Below are 16,249 nucleotides of genomic sequence, written 5' to 3'. Positions count from 1 at the left end.
TTTTATTTTTCCTCCGAAACAGGAATTCCGCATCCCTTATGCTCGTTTTCCCATACTTGGGCAATTTCAAGAATTTTCATTTCGCTGAACATAGGTCCTGCAAACTGAATTCCAATAGGCATATTTCCGTTTTCCGCAGAAGTTCTTCCAGCCGGAACAGACAAAGACGGAATGCGGGCAAGGTTTACAAATGTCGTGAACAAGTCGCTAAGATACATGGCAAGCGGATCATCAACTTTCTGGCCGAGTTTAAAAGCCGGAGTCGGACAAGTTGGGCAAAGAATCAAATCAAACTGCTCAAACAATTTTGCAATCTCACGCTGAATGCGAGCGCGCACAGACATTCCTTTTTTATAAGTATCGCCTGAAAACTGCTCAGACAAAACGTAGTTTCCAATTATAATTCTGCGCTTAACTTCCGGACCAAAACCGTTGCTTCTTGTGTCCACATAAAGCTCATCGTATCCTTTGCCGTTGTCAATTCTGTTTCCGTAACGAATTCCATCAAAGCGGCTCAAGTTCGAAGCGGCTTCAGACAAAGCAATTACGTAATAGCTTGCAATAGCGGCATCAAGAATCGGAAGGTCAACAACTTCTATTTTTGCGCCTTTGGACTCAAACCAGCTGCGGGTTTGTTCAAAGACTTTTGCAACATCGGCATCCATTCCCTTTGACTCAAGGAACTGCTTTGGAACTGCAATTTTCAGTTTTGAAAAATCAGAGAAAGCTTCAACAGAAGGCTTTGCGTCAGGTAAATCAGCGGAAGTGTCGTCATAAAAATCAACGCCGCTCATAACGCTTAACGGAAGTGCAATATCCTGCGGACTGTGTCCAAGAATTCCAACCTGATCCAAAGAAGAACCGTAAGCAACAACTCCCCATCGGCTTAGAACACCATAAGTTGTCTTAAGACCGTAGATTCCGCAGTAGCTTGCAGGAAGACGGACAGAACCGCCAGTTTCAGTGCCAAGAGCAAACAATGCCTGATTCGCAGCAACCGCAGCAGCAGGACCGCCGGAAGAACCGCCGGAAACATAAGCGCGGTCAATAGGATTTCTTGTAGGTCCGTAAACTGAATATTCAGTTGAAGAGCCCATTGCAAATTCGTCTTGATTGCATCTTCCAATGGGAATCGCTCCAGCTTTTTCAAGGCGGTTTATTACAGTCGCGCTGTACGGAGCAACGTAGCCTTCAAGAATTTTGCTTGAGCAGGTAAGCTTTTTTCCGCGCACAGAAATGTTGTCCTTTACCGCAAATGGAATTCCAAGAAGAGGCTGTTCTTCAAAAAGTTTATCAAGGGAACCATTGCTTCTAGCTTCTGAAATTTTCTGGTCGGCAGCTTGCGCAGAATTTAAAATATCGTCATAAATTTCCAAAAATGCATTAAGTGGCAATACTGAATTTTTATCCGCCTCAAAAGTTTCCTTGGATTCCTTTACCAAAGCCACACTTGAAGTTTCTCCGCTTTTTAAGGCTTCTACAGTTTCTTTTATAGTCTTGTACTTCATCTTACGCACCTTCTCCCAGAACTTTTGGAACCTGGAAATATCCGTCCATAAAATTCGGTTCGTTTATTTTCTTGACATCGTGCATCTCAAGCCCCGGAACAATTTCGTCCTCGCGCAGGCATTCAGCTTTTGTTGTAGGATAAGCGTCATAAGGATTTTCGCTGTCATCGTATTTAGAAAGAATATCAAAGTATCCTACAATCTCGTCCACCTGCTTTTTCAAAGTAGCCATGTCTGTGCTTTCCGGGGAAAGACGTGAAAGGTATAAAAGTTTTTCCAATGTTGACTCGTCAACGGTACGTTTATTTTCACTCATGCCGCGATTATACAAAATTTAGAACGTTTAAGCAATTTAAGGGCTGAATCAATCTTCAGCAAACTGAAAAAGCGCTTTAATTGCTTAAATGCAAAAAAAAATGTAAACTTCATCTTGCGTGAAATTTTTTCCGTCTGAAAAGAAAAAAGATGAAAGACTATTACAAAATTCTAGGTGTTTCAAGAACAGCGACAATCGCAGAAATCCGGCGCGCATACAGAAGAAAAGCTAAGATTCTGCATCCGGACATTACGGGTGAAGACTCAAAGGCATTCCGCGAGCTTGTGGCAGCCTACGAAGTTTTGTCCGACATAAAATCACGCGGACTTTTTGACGAGTCAGTTTTATTCAAGCAAAGCAATTTCCACCATGAAAAAAATTTTGAATCATTCGACTACAGAAAATGGCTTTTAGAGCGCACCGATGACGAAAGCCGCGCCAAACTGATTTTTTTTGACTTGCTGCACAACAACGAGGACGAGGCTGTAACGGAATTCAAAAGAATGAACATGGAGCGTGTTGGATTCAGACTGTCAAGATGGTTCACACGGGAAGACTTTATGGACTACGGATTTATTCTTGCGGAAGAACTTGTTTTGCGGCAGGAATACTACGATGCAGTCATTCTTTTGGATCAGATTATAAGGATGGAATTTTCATTTGAATATTTCAAGCTTTTCTTTCCGGAAGTAAAAAGCCTTGCACGGCATATTCTTCGGAACAACATTGAAGGAGCCGTGAACGATGAACTTGCAATAGACGCATGGGAGCGCGCGCTTGAACTTAGGTTTGGGAAAAATGACGATGCGTTTTTTCTTTTAAAGATTGCAGACTCTTATGAGCGGATTGGGGATTTTCAAACTGCCAAAATATGCAGAAACGAAGCCGCAAGAATTTCCGCGGAAACAAAATAGGAAATCATGGAGTTTATATATGATACGTTTAAAAAATGAAGAGCAAATTAATGGAATTAGAAAAAGCTGCCACTTGCTTGCTGATTTATTCAACGAAATTATTCCAAAAGTAAAGCCCGGAGTAAGCACAAAGGAAATCGACGACTGGTGCGTAAACTTCGCAAGAAAATTCGGAGCAACTCCAGCCTGGTACGAGGAGGACTTTCCTGGCTGTGCGTGCATAAGCATCAACAATCAAGTTATCCATGGCGTTCCTTCAAAAAAACGGATTGTAAAGGATGGCGATATTGTTTCGCTTGACATCGGACTAAATTTAAAAGGCTATATTTCAGACAGCACGCACACAGTTCTTGTAGGAAACGTAAAGCCTGCGCATCAAAAACTTTGCCGAGTTACACGAGAATGTCTTTTAGCTGGAATCGACGCTTGCAAGGCAGGAAACAGAATCAGCGACATTTCAAACGCGGTATATGACATCGCATACAACCAGAACAAGTACGGCGTTGTCTATGAATACTGCGGACATGGAGTCGGCCTTGAAGTCCACGAAGATCCAAGCGTCTGCAACTGCCCTTCAACTGGTCCGAATCCGCGCATTCAAGCTGGAATGGTTCTTGCAATCGAGCCTATGATTAACGAGGGAACTGCGGACGTTGACATTGAAGAAGGAAGCGACTGGACTGTTGTTACAGCAGACGGTTCTTGGAGCTGCCACGAAGAGCATACTGTTGCAGTTTTTAAAGACCACACGGAAATTCTTACAGACTTGGACTACAACGGAAATTCATGTTTAAAATAACGCACTAAAATTCTAATAGATTTTCAGGAGTTTAATTATGGAAAAAATCAAAATGAAAAATGCGATTGCCGAGCTTGACGGCGATGAAATGACAAGAGTTCTATGGAAGGTTATCAAGGAAAAACTTCTTGAACCTTACGTTGACCTTAATGTTGAATACTATGACCTTGGCTTAAAAAATCGCGACGACACAGACGACAAAGTAACTTATGAAGCCGCCGCCGCAATCAAACGTCTTGGTGTTGGAGTAAAATGCGCCACAATCACAAGCAATGCCGCCCGCATGGAAGAGTACAAACTTAAGCAGCTTACACCTTCACCAAATGGAATTCTCCGTGGAGAACTAGACGGAACAGTTTTCCGCGCGCCGATTTTCGTAAAGAATATTCAGTGCAATGTTTCTTCATGGAGAAAGCCGATTGTTCTTGGCCGCCACGCTTATGGAGATGTTTACAAAAACTGCGAAATAAAAACTCCGGGAGCTGGAAAAGCGGAACTTGTTTTCACAGGCGATGATGGAAAAGAAATCAGAAAAACAATTCAAGTTATGAAAGGTCCTGGAATAATTCAGGGAATCCACAACTTGGACGATTCTATAAGAAACTTTGCGCGCTGCTGCTTTATGTATGCCCTAGACAAAAAAATCGATGTATGGTTTGGAGCAAAAGACACAATCAGCAAAATCTACGACGGAAACTTCAAGGCAATTTTCAATGAAGTATTTGAATCCGAGTTCAAAGAAAAGTTTGAAAAAGCTGGAATAGAATATTTTTATACGCTCATTGATGACGCAGTTGCACGCATAATGAAATGTGAAGGCGGAATTCTCTGGGCCTGCAAAAACTACGACGGAGATGTTATGAGCGACATGATTGCATCTGCCTGCGGAAGCCTTGCAATGATGACTTCTGTTCTTGTTTCTCCAAACGGAGAATTTGAATACGAAGCCAGCCACGGAACTGTTCAAAAACACTACTACAAATATTTAAAAGGCGAAAAGACTTCAACAAATCCAGTCGCATTGATTTTTGCTTGGACAGGAGCACTTGCAAAACGCGCCGAGCTAGACGGAACTCCAGAACTTGCAGATTTCGCACACAAGCTTGAAAAGGCAACTCTCGATGTTATTGAAGAAGGAACAATGACAGGAGACCTTGCACGTCTTGCAAATCCACCAGCAAAGAAAATTGTAAACAGCTGGGAATATATCGATGAAATTGCAGCAAAAATGGAAAAGTAAAATTTAACTTTTTGCACTTTTTAAAGCTTTAAAAGTCCGCCAAAAGGAATATTGAAATTTCTGCAAAGAGTTTCGTATTCTTTTTGGTCGTTTTTATTTTTAAGGCTTGTTACAAAAAAGCTCATGTCAGGCGGAAGAAATTTTGGCTCATGCTGATTTTCTAAAGAAGTGCCTTTTATAACTTCAAGAGCATGATTTGAAACTCCGTTTCGGCTGTCCACTACAAAAACTTTTTTTCCGGCAACATTGGAAAAATATTCTTTTATGTCTTCCGCCATGTGAGTAAAATGCGTGCATCCAAGAATTATAGTGTCGCATCCGCATGAACAAAAAAAATCCACAGCAGGCTTTACAGCAGCAAGCCGCTTTTCTTTTGAAGCATAAAACAAATCGTGTTCTATAAAACTTATCAAGCCAGGGTCGCCCCGATTGAAAACTTCGCATCCAGAAGCAAAATCAGAAACTAGTTTTTTACAGTAAGGATGATTTACAGTTGCGTTAGTTGCGAGCAGTCCGATTTTTTTGTTTTCCGTAACTTTCGCAGCAAGTTTTATCGCAGGAACAGTTCCAACAATCGGAACATCAGAAAATTTTTCTCTAAGCTGATTCAATGCCGTCACACTGATTGTGTTGCAGGCAATAACAACAAGACGCGGATTCCACAAGTCAAGAATTTTTTCTATTGATTCAGAAGCACAAGAAGTTACTTCCTCCGCTGATTTTTCTCCATAAGGAAAATGAACAGTGTCGCCAAGGTAAACACATCTTGAGCCGGGAGATTTTTTTTTCAGCAAAAGCATATATGGAATGCCGCCTGTTCCGCTGTCTAAAAATGCAAAATCAATTTTTTCACTCATAAAAACCACAGAATATTTTTTCAGCCTTTATTTAAAGACGAAATTTTATAAGCAAGCGCGCCCCAAATTCTAGCAAAGAAATTTACCTTTTCACTTTTTCTGTCAGCAACAAGAGGAACTGTATTTAAAATTCTTCCGTCAAGTGAATATGACAAAGTTCCAAACTGAGTTCCTTCATCGAATTCTCCAAAGATGCTTTTTGGAATATTTGCTGTAACATGAATTTTTTGAGCTGCCTCTTTTGGAGAACTTCCAGAAATAAATGGAACAGAAAAATTTTCACTTTTTGCAGGAACAAGGCAAACACTTTTTAAAGAAGAACCTGCAACGCCCACAGAAAAACTATGAGGCTGCTTTGCAATATAAGGAGAAAATTTTGAAAACGCATATTCCATTAAATTAGTTCCATCTTTAACTCTGTAAATATTTCCCTGCGTGCTTCCAACTCCAGGTCCTTTCATTGTAACAGAAATATAGCGGACACCGTTTCGTTCTGCAGTAAGAGCAATGTTAAAACCGCTTTCATAAATAAAACCAGTTTTCAATCCATCACAGCCCTCAAGACTTCCAAGCAACTTGTTTGTGTTGTACTGAATCACAGCCTGGCTGTCGCCGTTTCGTTCTGCAGATTCTTTTGGAAGATTTTTTGCAAGCGGATAGCGCAGAATTTTTTGGGAATGAAATTCTGTAATTGCAAATGGAAATTTTTCTATGTATTTTCTGCAGAAAGCCGCGAACTCTTTTGCAGTCGTAATATTTTTTTCGCTGTAGCCGCTTGATTCCACAAATTCAGTTTTTACCAAGCCCATCTTTTTTACAGTCTGATTCATCCGCTCAACAAACGAATCCATGTTTCCGCAGACATATTTTGCAACAGCAATTGAAGCGTCATTTCCACTGGCAATCGCAAGTCCAAGCAAAAGTTCTCTAAGCGTTACTTTCTGGCCTTCATCCAAAAACATTATCGAAGCATCGCTTGGAAGATTTCTAGCCCAACTTTCAGGCGGAAGCGGAACAACATCATCAAGGGAAATTTCGCCGTTTTCAACAGCCTCAAAAACAACATACATTTCCACAAGCTTTGTCATTGAAGCCGGAGGAATTTGAACTTCAGCATTTTTTTCAAAAAGAATATTTCCCGTTGCAAAATCAATAACAATGGCGCTTTCTGCATTTACAAACAAATCAGCCGGAACATACTGAAACGGAAGTTCAGAAACAATGTCTGCGCGCTCAGGATATTTTTTGTTCAACGACTGCTCAAGAAAAGTCTGCTGCTCCAAAGAAAGCGGTTCTGGATTTCTTGGATTTAAAAGTTTATAAACAGAAACTGCCTGCGTCACAGCAAAAATAAAAACAGCAGTTAAAATAAAAAAAATTATTATGTGTTTTTTTTTCTTTTTATTGTTATTATTATTTTTATTTTCTTCTATGCTGTTAAAAAAATCTGATGTATAAGTTTCCATTGCTAAACTCTGCTGCTCCTATTTCTTAAAATCATATCTGCCAAAGTAATTGCGGTCATGGCTTCTACAACAGGAACAATCCTTGGACAAAGACAAACATCGTGTCTTCCTTCAATTAGAATATCACACTCATTTCCATTTACATCAACAGTTTCCTGCGAAAGATAAATACTTGGAACAGGCTTTACAGCAACTCTAAAAACTATATCATCGCCTCGGGAAATTCCTCCAAGAATTCCGCCGGCATTGTTTGTTTTAAATGAAAAGCAGTTTCCCATAAAATCGTTGTTCTCAAGTCCGTTTGAATCCGCACAAGCAAATCCGCTTCCAAATTCAATTCCTTTTATTGCACCAATCGACATAACTGCATGGGACAAAACCGCATCCAGCTTGTCAAAAACCGGCTCGCCAATTCCAGCAGCCACGCCTTTTACAACGCACTCAACAATTCCGCCACAAGAATTCTTTTTCATTTTGAACTCTTCAACCTTTTGCTGCATTAAAACAGCAGCATCTTTGTCTGCGGCACGCATTGCATTTTTTTCAATTTCAGAAAAATCAACTTTGCCGCTTTTTATTCCTGCCGCTTCTTTTGTATATGCAAAAATTCGAATTCCAAAATTTTTTAAAAACATTTTTGCAAACGCTCCAGCCGCAACTCTCGCGCAAGTTTCTCTTCCGCTAGATCTTCCGCCGCCTCTGTAATCCCTTATGCCATATTTTTTATAATATGTAAAATCAGCGTGTCCCGGCCGGAATTTGTCTTTTATATTTTCATAGTCTGATGAATGCTGATTTGAATTTCTGATTAAGACAGCTATCGGAGTTCCTGTTGTTTTTCCTTCAAATACGCCGCTTAGAATTTCTGCAAAGTCATCTTCTTTTCTTGCAGTAACCGCCGCGCTTTTTGCACCTGGCTTTCTCCGTTCCATTTCATGCTGAAGAAATTTTTCATCCACCAAAACTCCAGCAGGACATCCGTCTATAATACAGCCAAGTCCTGCTCCGTGGCTTTCTCCAAATGTTGCAACTTTAAAAATTTCTCCAAATATATTTCCTGACATAATTTTTCCCTAAAAAGTAAATAATAAAATTCTCAAAAGATTTTAACGCAATTTATTCATCAACTCAACACGGCTATGAACATCAAGTTTTTTGAAAATCTTTTTGTTGTGGCTTGCAACAGTTCCAGGACTTATAAAAAGTTCCTCCGCAATATCCTTGTCGCTTTTTCCAGAAATTATAAGTTCTGCAATCTGTTTTTCTCTTGAAGATAATTTTTTCATAAAGTCCTCTGATTTTTCTTCGCCAGTTTTTATCAAAGTAACTTCCTTTTTCTTTTCCGAATTTTTTTGCTCTTTTTTCTTAGACGGAGAAAATCTAGTTTTATTTATTATCACGCTGGAATCTTTTGAATTTTCAACACGCTTAAAATCAAACACAACTGAAAATTTAAACTTGCTGTCATTTTTTGAAACAGACAAATCTCCGCGGTAAAATTTTGCAATGCGCATAAGAAATGTAAAATTACGCTTTTCATTTTCAGTTTCCATGCGAGAAAGAACTTCTTCAACTGTCTGGGAATCCATTGTATTCGAAATTGAAAAAATAAAATTTTCTTCATCACCTTTCAACGAAACAGAAACTTCGGTATTCGGAACAGAAACTTCGATTACAGAATTCAAAAACGATATAAAAAAAAGTTCCACAACCCTCATGTCCGCAAGAATCACAGTTTCTGGCTGTATGTCCATCGAATAAGAAATCGTGTTGGGCTTAGACGAGCAAAAAGTTTTTGAAGCTTGAATGCAGCTTTTAAAAAAATCCGCAAGAAGAATCGGCTGATTTTGAATTTCAGATTCGTCATTGCACATTCTAAGAGTTGCAAGCGTGTCGCTTATTTTTGCAGAATTTATTTTAATTCTTTCTATATAAGAAGTATTTTTCGCAGTAAAAACCTGGCCAGAAAGAATATCAGCCATGCTCAAAGTTTGCGCAGAATCAACTAAAATATTTTTCATAAGCCGCTCAATCAGATTTTTTTGAATAAGAAGCTCAGAGTTTTGCGCCTTTATTTTTTTTAGCTCAACTTTTGAATTATGAGACTCTTGCCTAATTTTATAAGTTATAAAAAAAAGCGAGGGCATTGTAATCAGCAAGTAAAACAAAAATGAAATTAAAAATTCATCGGAACATATAAAATCAAAAAAAACATTATTTCCTTTAAATCTTAAAATTCTTACAATTTGAGCCAGCATAGAAAATAAAATCTGCGGAATCCAAAGCAAAAGTATTATCCTTGTATTCTTTTGCATTGCCCTGAAGCACATAAATATGGAAGCAATAAAAAAAACTTTTGTCGTTATAGAGAGCGCGGCATAAGAATAAAGCATTGTCTGCTCTGCTCTCACCGTTAAAAGAACACAAAATGTAACAACTATAAGCTGAATTTCAACTGGAGAAAGTTTTTTATAAACTATTTTTGAATTGCCTTTTAAAACTGTATCTGCGGAAAGAATTAAAAACATCAGAATGAAACTTTCAAAATAATATGCAAGCCGTGTTGAAAATGAAAACGGATTTAAGAAATTCCACAAAAATACAGGACCAATTCCTTTTAACTGAAGCTGAAGGAAAATGTAAAACAACGCTGCCATTGACAAAAAAAATGGCATTGGCCGGCGCACAGCAATTGCATATATAAAAAGCAAAGCAAAAATGCAAAAACATATTCCCAAAACGGTGTAAAGTTTTGCAAAATAAATTCTTCGTGAATTAAAAAAATCAAGTTCATTAACAAGCTTGATATATATAAAATTTCCATTATGATTTTTTATTTTTATTCTAAAGCAAGTATCATCGTCATATCCTGAATTTCTAAAAACGGGAAACGCCTGCAAACTGTCTGGAGCTTCTATTTCATCTGTTGAAATTTTATGTCCGACTTTTCCAATTAAGAAAAATTTTCCTCCACGCTTTTCATAGAATTCCGCAGAATCTATATACTCATTTCCAAGGCTTATAACGCAATGCTGAATTTCTGAAATCTCAGGCTTTATTTCAATCCATAAATTTCCATCATAAAATCCAGGATTTATAGGATTTTTTGTATTCTTAAATAAACTTTCATCAAGCTCATCAACATCTTTTTGCGCAGTTTTATCAATGAACAGTTTTACATGGATTGGAATTTCTTTTTCAGCTGATTTTTTTATTTTTGCAAACAAAGGCAATAAATTGCATACGAAAAATACAGATAAAAAAAACAAATATTTTTTATTTTTCATAACTGAATTATAACCCAAGTTATTCTAAAATCAAATAAAATTTACCATATTTTAGGTATAAAACTACCATTTGCATGGTATTTGAAGCACTTCTTTTCATCTCTATGATTCAAATCAATAAAGTTGAAGAGATTAAATATATAGTTTTTCACATATAAATTGAAAAACAAAGGCCGTTCTGGGCGAAGTGCAATTAACGCTTCATTTTTCAGAGCGGTCTTTTTTGTTTTATAAAACAATAATGAAATTTTCATTGCGTTGCTTTTTTTCTATAAAAATGCAATAATTATGCAAAAATATTTGGAGGTCCCTATGATTAAATTACGCGGTGCTTTTACAGCAATGATTACACCCATGAACAGTGATGGTTCAATAGATTACGAGGGCTTCAGAAAAAATGTAAAATTTCAGTTGGAGCATGGCATAGACGGTCTGGTTCCGCTGGGAACGACGGCAGAAACTCCGACTCTTGATGAAAAACCCGGCAGCGAAGAAGACAAGATTATCGAAATTGTATTCGAAGAAGTCCGCAAATTTGAAAAAAACTCTTGTAAAAAAATTCCAGTAATTCTTGGAGCTGGATCAAACAATACAAAGGACGCGGTTCTCTATTGCGAACGGGCAAAAAAAGCTGGAGCAGACGCAGCTCTTGTCGTAACTCCGTATTACAACAAGCCATCAAAAGAAGGAATCTTCCGCCACTTTGAAGCAGTCTCAAAAGTAGGAATTCCAATTGTTGTTTACAATATTCAAGGAAGAACAGGCCTTAATATTCCTACCGACTTGCTGGAGCGCATTGCGGAACTTCCAAACATTGCAGGCGTAAAGGAAGCAAGCGGAAATATTTCTCAGATGATGGATGTAATTGCAAAAATCAAATCAAAGAAACCGGACTTTGCAGTTCTTTCTGGAGATGACGGACTTACACTTCCGCTTATGGCAGCTGGAGGAGATGGAGTTATTTCTGTTGTTTCAAACCTTGCACCTGCGCTTGTAACAGAAATGGTTGCAGAAGGACTTAAAGGAAACTTTGACAAAGCAAGAGAAATTCACTACAGAATGCTTCCGTTCTTCAAGGCAGCTTTTGTAGATGGAAATCCAACTTCAATAAAGTACGCAATGAATTTCAAAGGACTTCCGGCTGGTTCTGTAAGACTTCCTCTAGTTGAAATAACTGATGAAGCAAAAAAAGTTGTTGAAGCCGCAATAAAAGAATGTAACTTATAATAGAAAAGAAGGAGTGCTTTTTATGGAAAAGATTAAAGTAGGTGTTTTGGGTGCAACTGGAATGGTTGGCCAACGTTATATAAAACTTTTGGAAAATCATCCTTGGTTTGAAGTGACTTACGTTGCGGCAAGCCCACGTTCAGCTGGAAAAGCATACAAAGATGCGGTAAAGAACCGTTGGCTTATCGGCGCTGAAATTCCTGCCGGCGTTGCGGATTTGATTGTTGAGGATGCAAACGATGAAAAAAAGGCTCTTGGAAAATGTCAGTTTGTTTTTTCTGCGCTTGAAATGGGCAAGGAAGAAATAAAGGCTTTGGAAGCTGCTTATGCCGCAGAAGGAATTCCTGTTGTTTCTAATGCTTCTGCAAACCGCTGGACAGAAGATGTTCCAATGCTTGTGCCGGAAATCAACTATTCTCATCTTGATGTTATTGCCGAGCAGAAAAAGCACCACGGCTGGGACAAAGGATTTATTGCAGTAAAGCCGAACTGTTCGCTCCAGACTTATATGATGCCGATTCATGCGTTGATTCAGGCTGGCTATCCAATCAAAAGAATGATTGTTACAACTTTGCAGGCAACAAGCGGAGCTGGTTATCCGGGCGTTCCTTCTTTTGACATGATTGACAATATCGTTCCGTTCATCGGCGGCGAAGAAGAAAAGACAGAAAAAGAATGCCTTAAGATTCTTGGAAAAGTTCAGGACGGAAAAATCGTGAACGCTGAATATCCGGTTGTCTCTTCAACTTGTACGCGCGTTCCTGTAATCGACGGACATACAGCTTGTGTTTCTCTTGAGTTTGCGGACAAAAAGCCAAGCCTTGAAGAAATTGAAAAAATCTGGACTTCTTATAAATCAGTTCCACAGGAATTGAATCTTCCGAGCGCACCGGAACATCCGATTGTTGTTCGTCACGAAGAAAACCGTCCGCAGCCACGACGCGACCGCGAGACAGAAAAAGGAATGGCTTGCGTAATAGGACGCCTTCGCCCATGCAATGTGTTTGACATAAAGTTTGTTTCGCTTAGCCACAACACAAAGCGCGGTGCAGCCCTTGGCGGAATCCTGAACGCAGAACTTTTAAAGGCAAAAGGATTTTTTGACAATCTGTAGAAAACAACAAGCAAGGGGATGTCTAATAAGTTCTAAATGTCATTGTTGTACTTGATACTGCGATGTTTGCATAGCAAACTCGGTTAGTAATCTCTAAATGATTTAAATATATGCATTTAGATTTTCGGGTCTGCTCCGAAAATGACAGAAAAGATACTTTTAGGACATCCCTTTTTTTTCAGACTGAAATATTTTTACGAAAAAAATTCAATGGACAAAGAAGAACTCCACAATTCAATTTGCAGCAACGCAGTTTTTTCATTTGCACGTTCCAGCGGAAAAGGCGGACAAAATGTAAACAAAGTAAATACAAAAGTTCACATTTCAATTCCACTTTCAAAGCTTGCAGGACTTTCTGAAAAAGAACTGGAACTTTTAACAGCCAAGTTAAAATCTTCAATTAACAAAGATTTTGAAATTTTTATTGACTGCGAAGATTCAAGATTTCAAGAGCAAAACAGAAAAATTGCGCTGGAACGGCTTGAATCAAAAATCACTTCAGCTGTAAAAATCACCAAAAAGCGCATAAAAACAAAGCCAAGTGCAGCTTCAAAAGAGAAACGCCTTAAAACAAAAAAACTCAAATCGCTTTTAAAACAGCAGCGCGCATTTAAATTCTAGTCAATCCGAATATTAAGTTTTAGTTCAATATAGAAAAACAACAGCTAAAACTCAATCAGCTTTGTTGAGACGCTTGCGCTGCTTTCGTCCACTGTAACAAGGCGGAATGCGCCGTTCTTAAAAAGTGCGGAAGTGTTCACTTGCGAAAAGCTGCCTAAATCGTGCTCAAAAACCCTGTGAACGTGTCCGCCGAAAAGAGATTTCACGTTGTTTTTTGCAAAAAGCGAAAGAAGATAATTGCGCTCAGCTGTGTCTTCAAGAGCCATCAAAGGAACGTTGTCGCTGTAAAAAGGATAATGCGAGAAAACCATCTTCGGGTTCGCATCTGACTTCAGCAATTTTTCAAGAGCGTCAAGCTGGTCTTTTCCAAACGCGCCGTTTCCAGTGTCAACAAAATAAAAAGAGAACGGCAACAAAGCTGAACCGGCTGGGCCTGAGGAAAGCGAAAAATAATACGATGACTTGTACGGATAAATCGTCTTTTTCCAGTCTGTCCAGCCGTTGTTGTAAAGGTCGTGGTTTCCAAGAATCGTGTAAACCTTAAAATCTTCCGCCGAGCTTACAACATTTTTTTTAAGCGCAAGCTTTTTGATTTTTTCAAGATAGGAATTGTATTCATTGAATTCGGATAAATGCCCGCCGTCGGCAGTGTCGCCCAAGTTCACTATGAATCTCGGAACTTTTGTCTTGTCGCTGCTTTCAAAAAGGGAAGAAATCTCGTCTAAGAAATCATTCATTTTTGAAGAGTGAACGTCGCCCGCTCCAATGTGAACGTCTGTAACAACGATAAAGCTGTATTTTCCGCCCAAGTCCAAACCGGAAGAAAGGACAGTTTCGCCGCTCAAGTCTAAAAATCCGCTGAATCTCTCGTCAACGTCTTCCTCGCCGAACAAAAACTGGTAAAAACCGTAGTTCGCGCATGAAGAAAAAGCAAGCGAAATCAAAAACAAAATTGAAATCAAATTTAAAAGTCTTCTAAACCTTCTCAAAATGAAAACCTCGCTTTTAAATTCCATTCGTAGCGGTCGATGTAAGGAGCAACAACAAACTGGTCGCGCAGGCGAAAGCCAAAATCAGAAGAGAGCCTGAATTCTCTCTTGAAATTCCATGCGAAACCCAGAGAATAAAGCGGCGTGAACGCAAGCGGATAGCGGTAAAGAGTGTGCGAGACGACAGAGCCGTAAATTTCTGCGCCACAGTCAAAATAATAATTCAAGGCGACAGAGCCGCTCAAAGAAAAATCCCAAAGAAAATCGCGGTCAACAGCGTCAATTTGCGCAAATTTCAAGCCAGAACCTAGATTTGCAAGAAAAAAAAGCCTGTCTTTTAGCGCAAGACGAAAAACACTTTCAAGATAAATGTCGTGCTCAGAATACAAATCGTAATAACGCTGAAAATGATAGATAAATTCCGCGCCGAAGCCGATTTTCTGGGATTCAGTCTCTTGGTTCATCCGCGGAATAAAATAGTTGCCGAGCGTTGTAAAGTCAAAAATATTGTCGGAAAACTGAACGGAAGCAAGTGCCTTGAAATTCGGCGCAAAATTCAGGAAATTTTCGTTCTTTTCCTCGATTCCGTAAGTAAAGTTAAAGGGATTGAAGTCACGCTCCACATTTTTTGCCGCAACATAGCCAGTGCCGGCTTCGACAAACTGCGAAACGCTCGGAAAAGCAAAGCAAAAAGCGCAGGATAAAATCAAACCGAAAAGCAAAAAAAATCTCTTCATTTCAATTCCGATTATAAGATTTTGACTAAATTTATCAAGAGAAAAAACAAAGATAAGTTGTCCATAAAAACAGGATACATTTAAAAGAAAAATATCTAAAAACTTCAAAGTACTTTTAAATAGCAGTGCATTTAAATTTTAGTCAGAGAGTAAAAAGAGTTTGTTTCTGAGCAAATTCATCTGTTTTTAAAGGAAAAACACTTGTTTATGACACAAATTCATCTATTTTTAGACTAAAAACACTTGTCTTAAGACAAATTTCATCTGTTTTTTGACAAAAACTAGTTGTTTTTAAACTAAAATCATCTAGTTTTTTAATAAAAACACTTTATTTTGACAAAAAGTAAAGTGTTTTATAACCAAAAATAGTTGTTTCTGGCCATAAAACACTTTATAGAACTAACAAATCTTCATGAACTTTGCATTTTCAGTTATAGAAACTGTTTCATCAGGGAAAACAACAGCAATATCTTCTTGCTCCATCTGAATTTTTGTTTCATCAGAACCGCAAAGCTCAACATTCTGACCTTCAAGCAAGTAAAGCAAAGTCAGTTTCTTGGGAACAAAGCTTTTTTCCTCAAATAATTCAAGTGAAAAATATTCGCACTCAAACTTTCCAGGAAAAGGACCTGTCTTTAGCAACTTATTATTCTTAAGAGATGCAAGGCTTTTTTGAACATGAAGCTCGCGCGGACGTCCCCAGTCATACATTCTGTAAGTTATGTTGCTTGACTGCTGAACTTCCAAAACACGGATTCCTTTTCCAATGGCGTGGACTGTTCCAGAGGGAATAAAAACAAAGTCGCCTTTCTTTACGCTGATAAAATTCAGTTCATTTTGAAAAGTTCCCTGCTGTATAGAAGAAGCAATCTGCTCCTTGGAAAAATTTTCTTTTATTCCGTATGCAAGCTTGGCATCAGGCTCTGCATCAAGAACATACCAGCATTCAGTTTTTCCGCGCACGCCTTCCCCTTCAAGTTTTTTTGCAGTTTCGTCATCAGGATGAACCTGAACAGAAAGAGTTTCATTCGCCTGAATTACTTTCACGATAAGCGGATATTCCTTTCCAATGGCATTTAGAAAATCTTTTTGGCAGCCATCAGGATGAGTAGAAGCTATCCACCTTTCGTATCCCCAGATTTTATCACACTGAATAGGATTAAGCTTTAGCATT

Annotated in this window: 15 protein-coding genes; 6 read left to right on the top strand and 9 right to left on the bottom strand. The window is 38.6% G+C overall.

Annotated features, from left to right (window positions below):
* Nucleotides 1-2: 2 nt before the first annotated feature.
* The gene (gatA, locus tag B4C08_RS04540; RefSeq protein WP_296663427.1) at nucleotides 3-1,508 is read right to left on the bottom strand and encodes an Asp-tRNA(Asn)/Glu-tRNA(Gln) amidotransferase subunit GatA; all 1,506 of its coding nucleotides are present in this window, start codon (nucleotides 1,506-1,508) and stop codon (nucleotides 3-5) included.
* Between the two features lies 1 nt (nucleotide 1,509).
* Nucleotides 1,510-1,824, bottom strand: coding sequence for an Asp-tRNA(Asn)/Glu-tRNA(Gln) amidotransferase subunit GatC (gatC, locus tag B4C08_RS04535; RefSeq protein WP_013700656.1), 315 nt, complete (start codon nucleotides 1,822-1,824; stop codon nucleotides 1,510-1,512).
* 149 nt (nucleotides 1,825-1,973) lie between these two features.
* Between gatC and B4C08_RS04530 the strand changes: the two genes are divergently transcribed.
* From B4C08_RS04530 to B4C08_RS04520, 3 genes are read left to right on the top strand one after another with little or no spacing between them, the layout of a single operon-like run.
* Nucleotides 1,974-2,738, top strand: coding sequence for a J domain-containing protein (locus B4C08_RS04530; RefSeq protein WP_296663423.1), 765 nt, complete (start codon nucleotides 1,974-1,976; stop codon nucleotides 2,736-2,738).
* Nucleotides 2,739-2,757: 19 nt separating this feature from the next.
* Complete coding sequence (map, locus tag B4C08_RS04525) at nucleotides 2,758-3,537, top strand: type I methionyl aminopeptidase (protein WP_295796340.1); 780 nt, start codon at nucleotides 2,758-2,760, stop codon at nucleotides 3,535-3,537.
* Nucleotides 3,538-3,574: 37 nt separating this feature from the next.
* Nucleotides 3,575-4,777, top strand: a complete 1,203-nt coding sequence (locus tag B4C08_RS04520; protein ID WP_296663420.1) for an NADP-dependent isocitrate dehydrogenase — start codon at nucleotides 3,575-3,577, stop codon at nucleotides 4,775-4,777.
* Between the two features lie 20 nt (nucleotides 4,778-4,797).
* Here B4C08_RS04520 and murI read toward each other — a convergent pair whose 3' ends face one another.
* Genes murI through B4C08_RS04500 form a run of 4 tightly spaced genes read right to left on the bottom strand, consistent with a single transcriptional unit; the run spans nucleotide 4,798 to nucleotide 10,387 of the window.
* A complete protein-coding gene (murI, locus tag B4C08_RS04515) occupies nucleotides 4,798-5,634 on the bottom strand; it encodes a glutamate racemase (RefSeq protein ID WP_296663417.1) in 837 nt (278 codons plus the stop codon).
* A gap of 20 nt (nucleotides 5,635-5,654) precedes the next feature.
* Nucleotides 5,655-7,100: a D-alanyl-D-alanine carboxypeptidase family protein gene (locus tag B4C08_RS04510; RefSeq protein ID WP_296663415.1), complete on the bottom strand. Its 1,446-nt coding sequence runs from the start codon at nucleotides 7,098-7,100 to the stop codon at nucleotides 5,655-5,657.
* A 2-nt stretch (nucleotides 7,101-7,102) separates the two neighbouring features.
* Nucleotides 7,103-8,164, bottom strand: a complete 1,062-nt coding sequence (gene aroC / locus B4C08_RS04505) for a chorismate synthase (RefSeq protein WP_296663412.1) — start codon at nucleotides 8,162-8,164, stop codon at nucleotides 7,103-7,105.
* A gap of 42 nt (nucleotides 8,165-8,206) precedes the next feature.
* Nucleotides 8,207-10,387 (bottom strand): LuxR C-terminal-related transcriptional regulator, encoded by a 2,181-nt coding sequence (locus tag B4C08_RS04500; protein ID WP_296663410.1) that lies wholly within the window; start codon nucleotides 10,385-10,387, stop codon nucleotides 8,207-8,209.
* Nucleotides 10,388-10,699: 312 nt separating this feature from the next.
* Here B4C08_RS04500 and dapA point away from each other — a divergent pair, with 312 nt between their 5' ends.
* The 3 genes from dapA (at nucleotide 10,700) to arfB (ending at nucleotide 13,349) form a co-directional block, all read left to right on the top strand.
* Complete coding sequence (gene dapA / locus B4C08_RS04495) at nucleotides 10,700-11,614, top strand: 4-hydroxy-tetrahydrodipicolinate synthase (RefSeq protein ID WP_296663406.1); 915 nt, start codon at nucleotides 10,700-10,702, stop codon at nucleotides 11,612-11,614.
* 22 nt (nucleotides 11,615-11,636) lie between these two features.
* A complete protein-coding gene (gene asd, locus B4C08_RS04490; protein ID WP_296011584.1) occupies nucleotides 11,637-12,728 on the top strand; it encodes an aspartate-semialdehyde dehydrogenase in 1,092 nt (363 codons plus the stop codon).
* 210 nt (nucleotides 12,729-12,938) lie between these two features.
* Nucleotides 12,939-13,349 (top strand): alternative ribosome rescue aminoacyl-tRNA hydrolase ArfB, encoded by a 411-nt coding sequence (gene arfB, locus B4C08_RS04485; protein ID WP_296663403.1) that lies wholly within the window; start codon nucleotides 12,939-12,941, stop codon nucleotides 13,347-13,349.
* A 44-nt stretch (nucleotides 13,350-13,393) separates the two neighbouring features.
* Here the strand turns inward: arfB and B4C08_RS04480 are convergent, their stop codons facing one another.
* The 3 genes from B4C08_RS04480 to B4C08_RS04470 all read right to left on the bottom strand — a co-directional run bounded on the left by B4C08_RS04480 (nucleotide 13,394) and on the right by B4C08_RS04470 (nucleotide 16,248).
* Nucleotides 13,394-14,338 (bottom strand): metallophosphoesterase family protein, encoded by a 945-nt coding sequence (locus B4C08_RS04480; RefSeq protein ID WP_296663400.1) that lies wholly within the window; start codon nucleotides 14,336-14,338, stop codon nucleotides 13,394-13,396.
* The gene (locus tag B4C08_RS04475) at nucleotides 14,335-15,075 is read right to left on the bottom strand and encodes a hypothetical protein (RefSeq protein ID WP_296663397.1); all 741 of its coding nucleotides are present in this window, start codon (nucleotides 15,073-15,075) and stop codon (nucleotides 14,335-14,337) included. The genes B4C08_RS04480 and B4C08_RS04475 overlap by 4 nt, the downstream gene beginning before the upstream one ends.
* Before the next feature lie 399 nt (nucleotides 15,076-15,474).
* A complete protein-coding gene (locus B4C08_RS04470; RefSeq protein WP_296663394.1) occupies nucleotides 15,475-16,248 on the bottom strand; it encodes a type I phosphomannose isomerase catalytic subunit in 774 nt (257 codons plus the stop codon).
* Between the last annotated feature and the right edge of the window lies 1 nt (nucleotide 16,249).

It is taken from the genome of Treponema sp. UBA753, from assembly GCF_002297325.1.
In the GTDB taxonomy this organism is placed as follows: domain Bacteria; phylum Spirochaetota; class Spirochaetia; order Treponematales; family Treponemataceae; genus Treponema_D.
The sequence above is the reverse complement of the archived record's forward strand: the minus strand, read 5'-3'. Positions and strand labels throughout refer to the sequence as shown.

Coding starts and splice junctions, on each gene's coding strand:
- gatA (WP_296663427.1), bottom strand. CDS start 1,508: ATGAAGTACAAGACTATAAAAGAAACTGTAGAAGCCTTAAAAAGCGGA.
- gatC (WP_013700656.1), bottom strand. CDS start 1,824: ATGAGTGAAAATAAACGTACCGTTGACGAGTCAACATTGGAAAAACTT.
- B4C08_RS04530 (WP_296663423.1), top strand. CDS start 1,974: ATGAAAGACTATTACAAAATTCTAGGTGTTTCAAGAACAGCGACAATC.
- map (WP_295796340.1), top strand. CDS start 2,758: ATGATACGTTTAAAAAATGAAGAGCAAATTAATGGAATTAGAAAAAGC.
- B4C08_RS04520 (WP_296663420.1), top strand. CDS start 3,575: ATGGAAAAAATCAAAATGAAAAATGCGATTGCCGAGCTTGACGGCGAT.
- murI (WP_296663417.1), bottom strand. CDS start 5,634: ATGAGTGAAAAAATTGATTTTGCATTTTTAGACAGCGGAACAGGCGGC.
- B4C08_RS04510 (WP_296663415.1), bottom strand. CDS start 7,100: ATGGAAACTTATACATCAGATTTTTTTAACAGCATAGAAGAAAATAAA.
- aroC (WP_296663412.1), bottom strand. CDS start 8,164: ATGTCAGGAAATATATTTGGAGAAATTTTTAAAGTTGCAACATTTGGA.
- B4C08_RS04500 (WP_296663410.1), bottom strand. CDS start 10,387: ATGAAAAATAAAAAATATTTGTTTTTTTTATCTGTATTTTTCGTATGC.
- dapA (WP_296663406.1), top strand. CDS start 10,700: ATGATTAAATTACGCGGTGCTTTTACAGCAATGATTACACCCATGAAC.
- asd (WP_296011584.1), top strand. CDS start 11,637: ATGGAAAAGATTAAAGTAGGTGTTTTGGGTGCAACTGGAATGGTTGGC.
- arfB (WP_296663403.1), top strand. CDS start 12,939: ATGGACAAAGAAGAACTCCACAATTCAATTTGCAGCAACGCAGTTTTT.
- B4C08_RS04475 (WP_296663397.1), bottom strand. CDS start 15,075: ATGAAGAGATTTTTTTTGCTTTTCGGTTTGATTTTATCCTGCGCTTTT.
- B4C08_RS04470 (WP_296663394.1), bottom strand. CDS start 16,248: ATGCTAAAGCTTAATCCTATTCAGTGTGATAAAATCTGGGGATACGAA.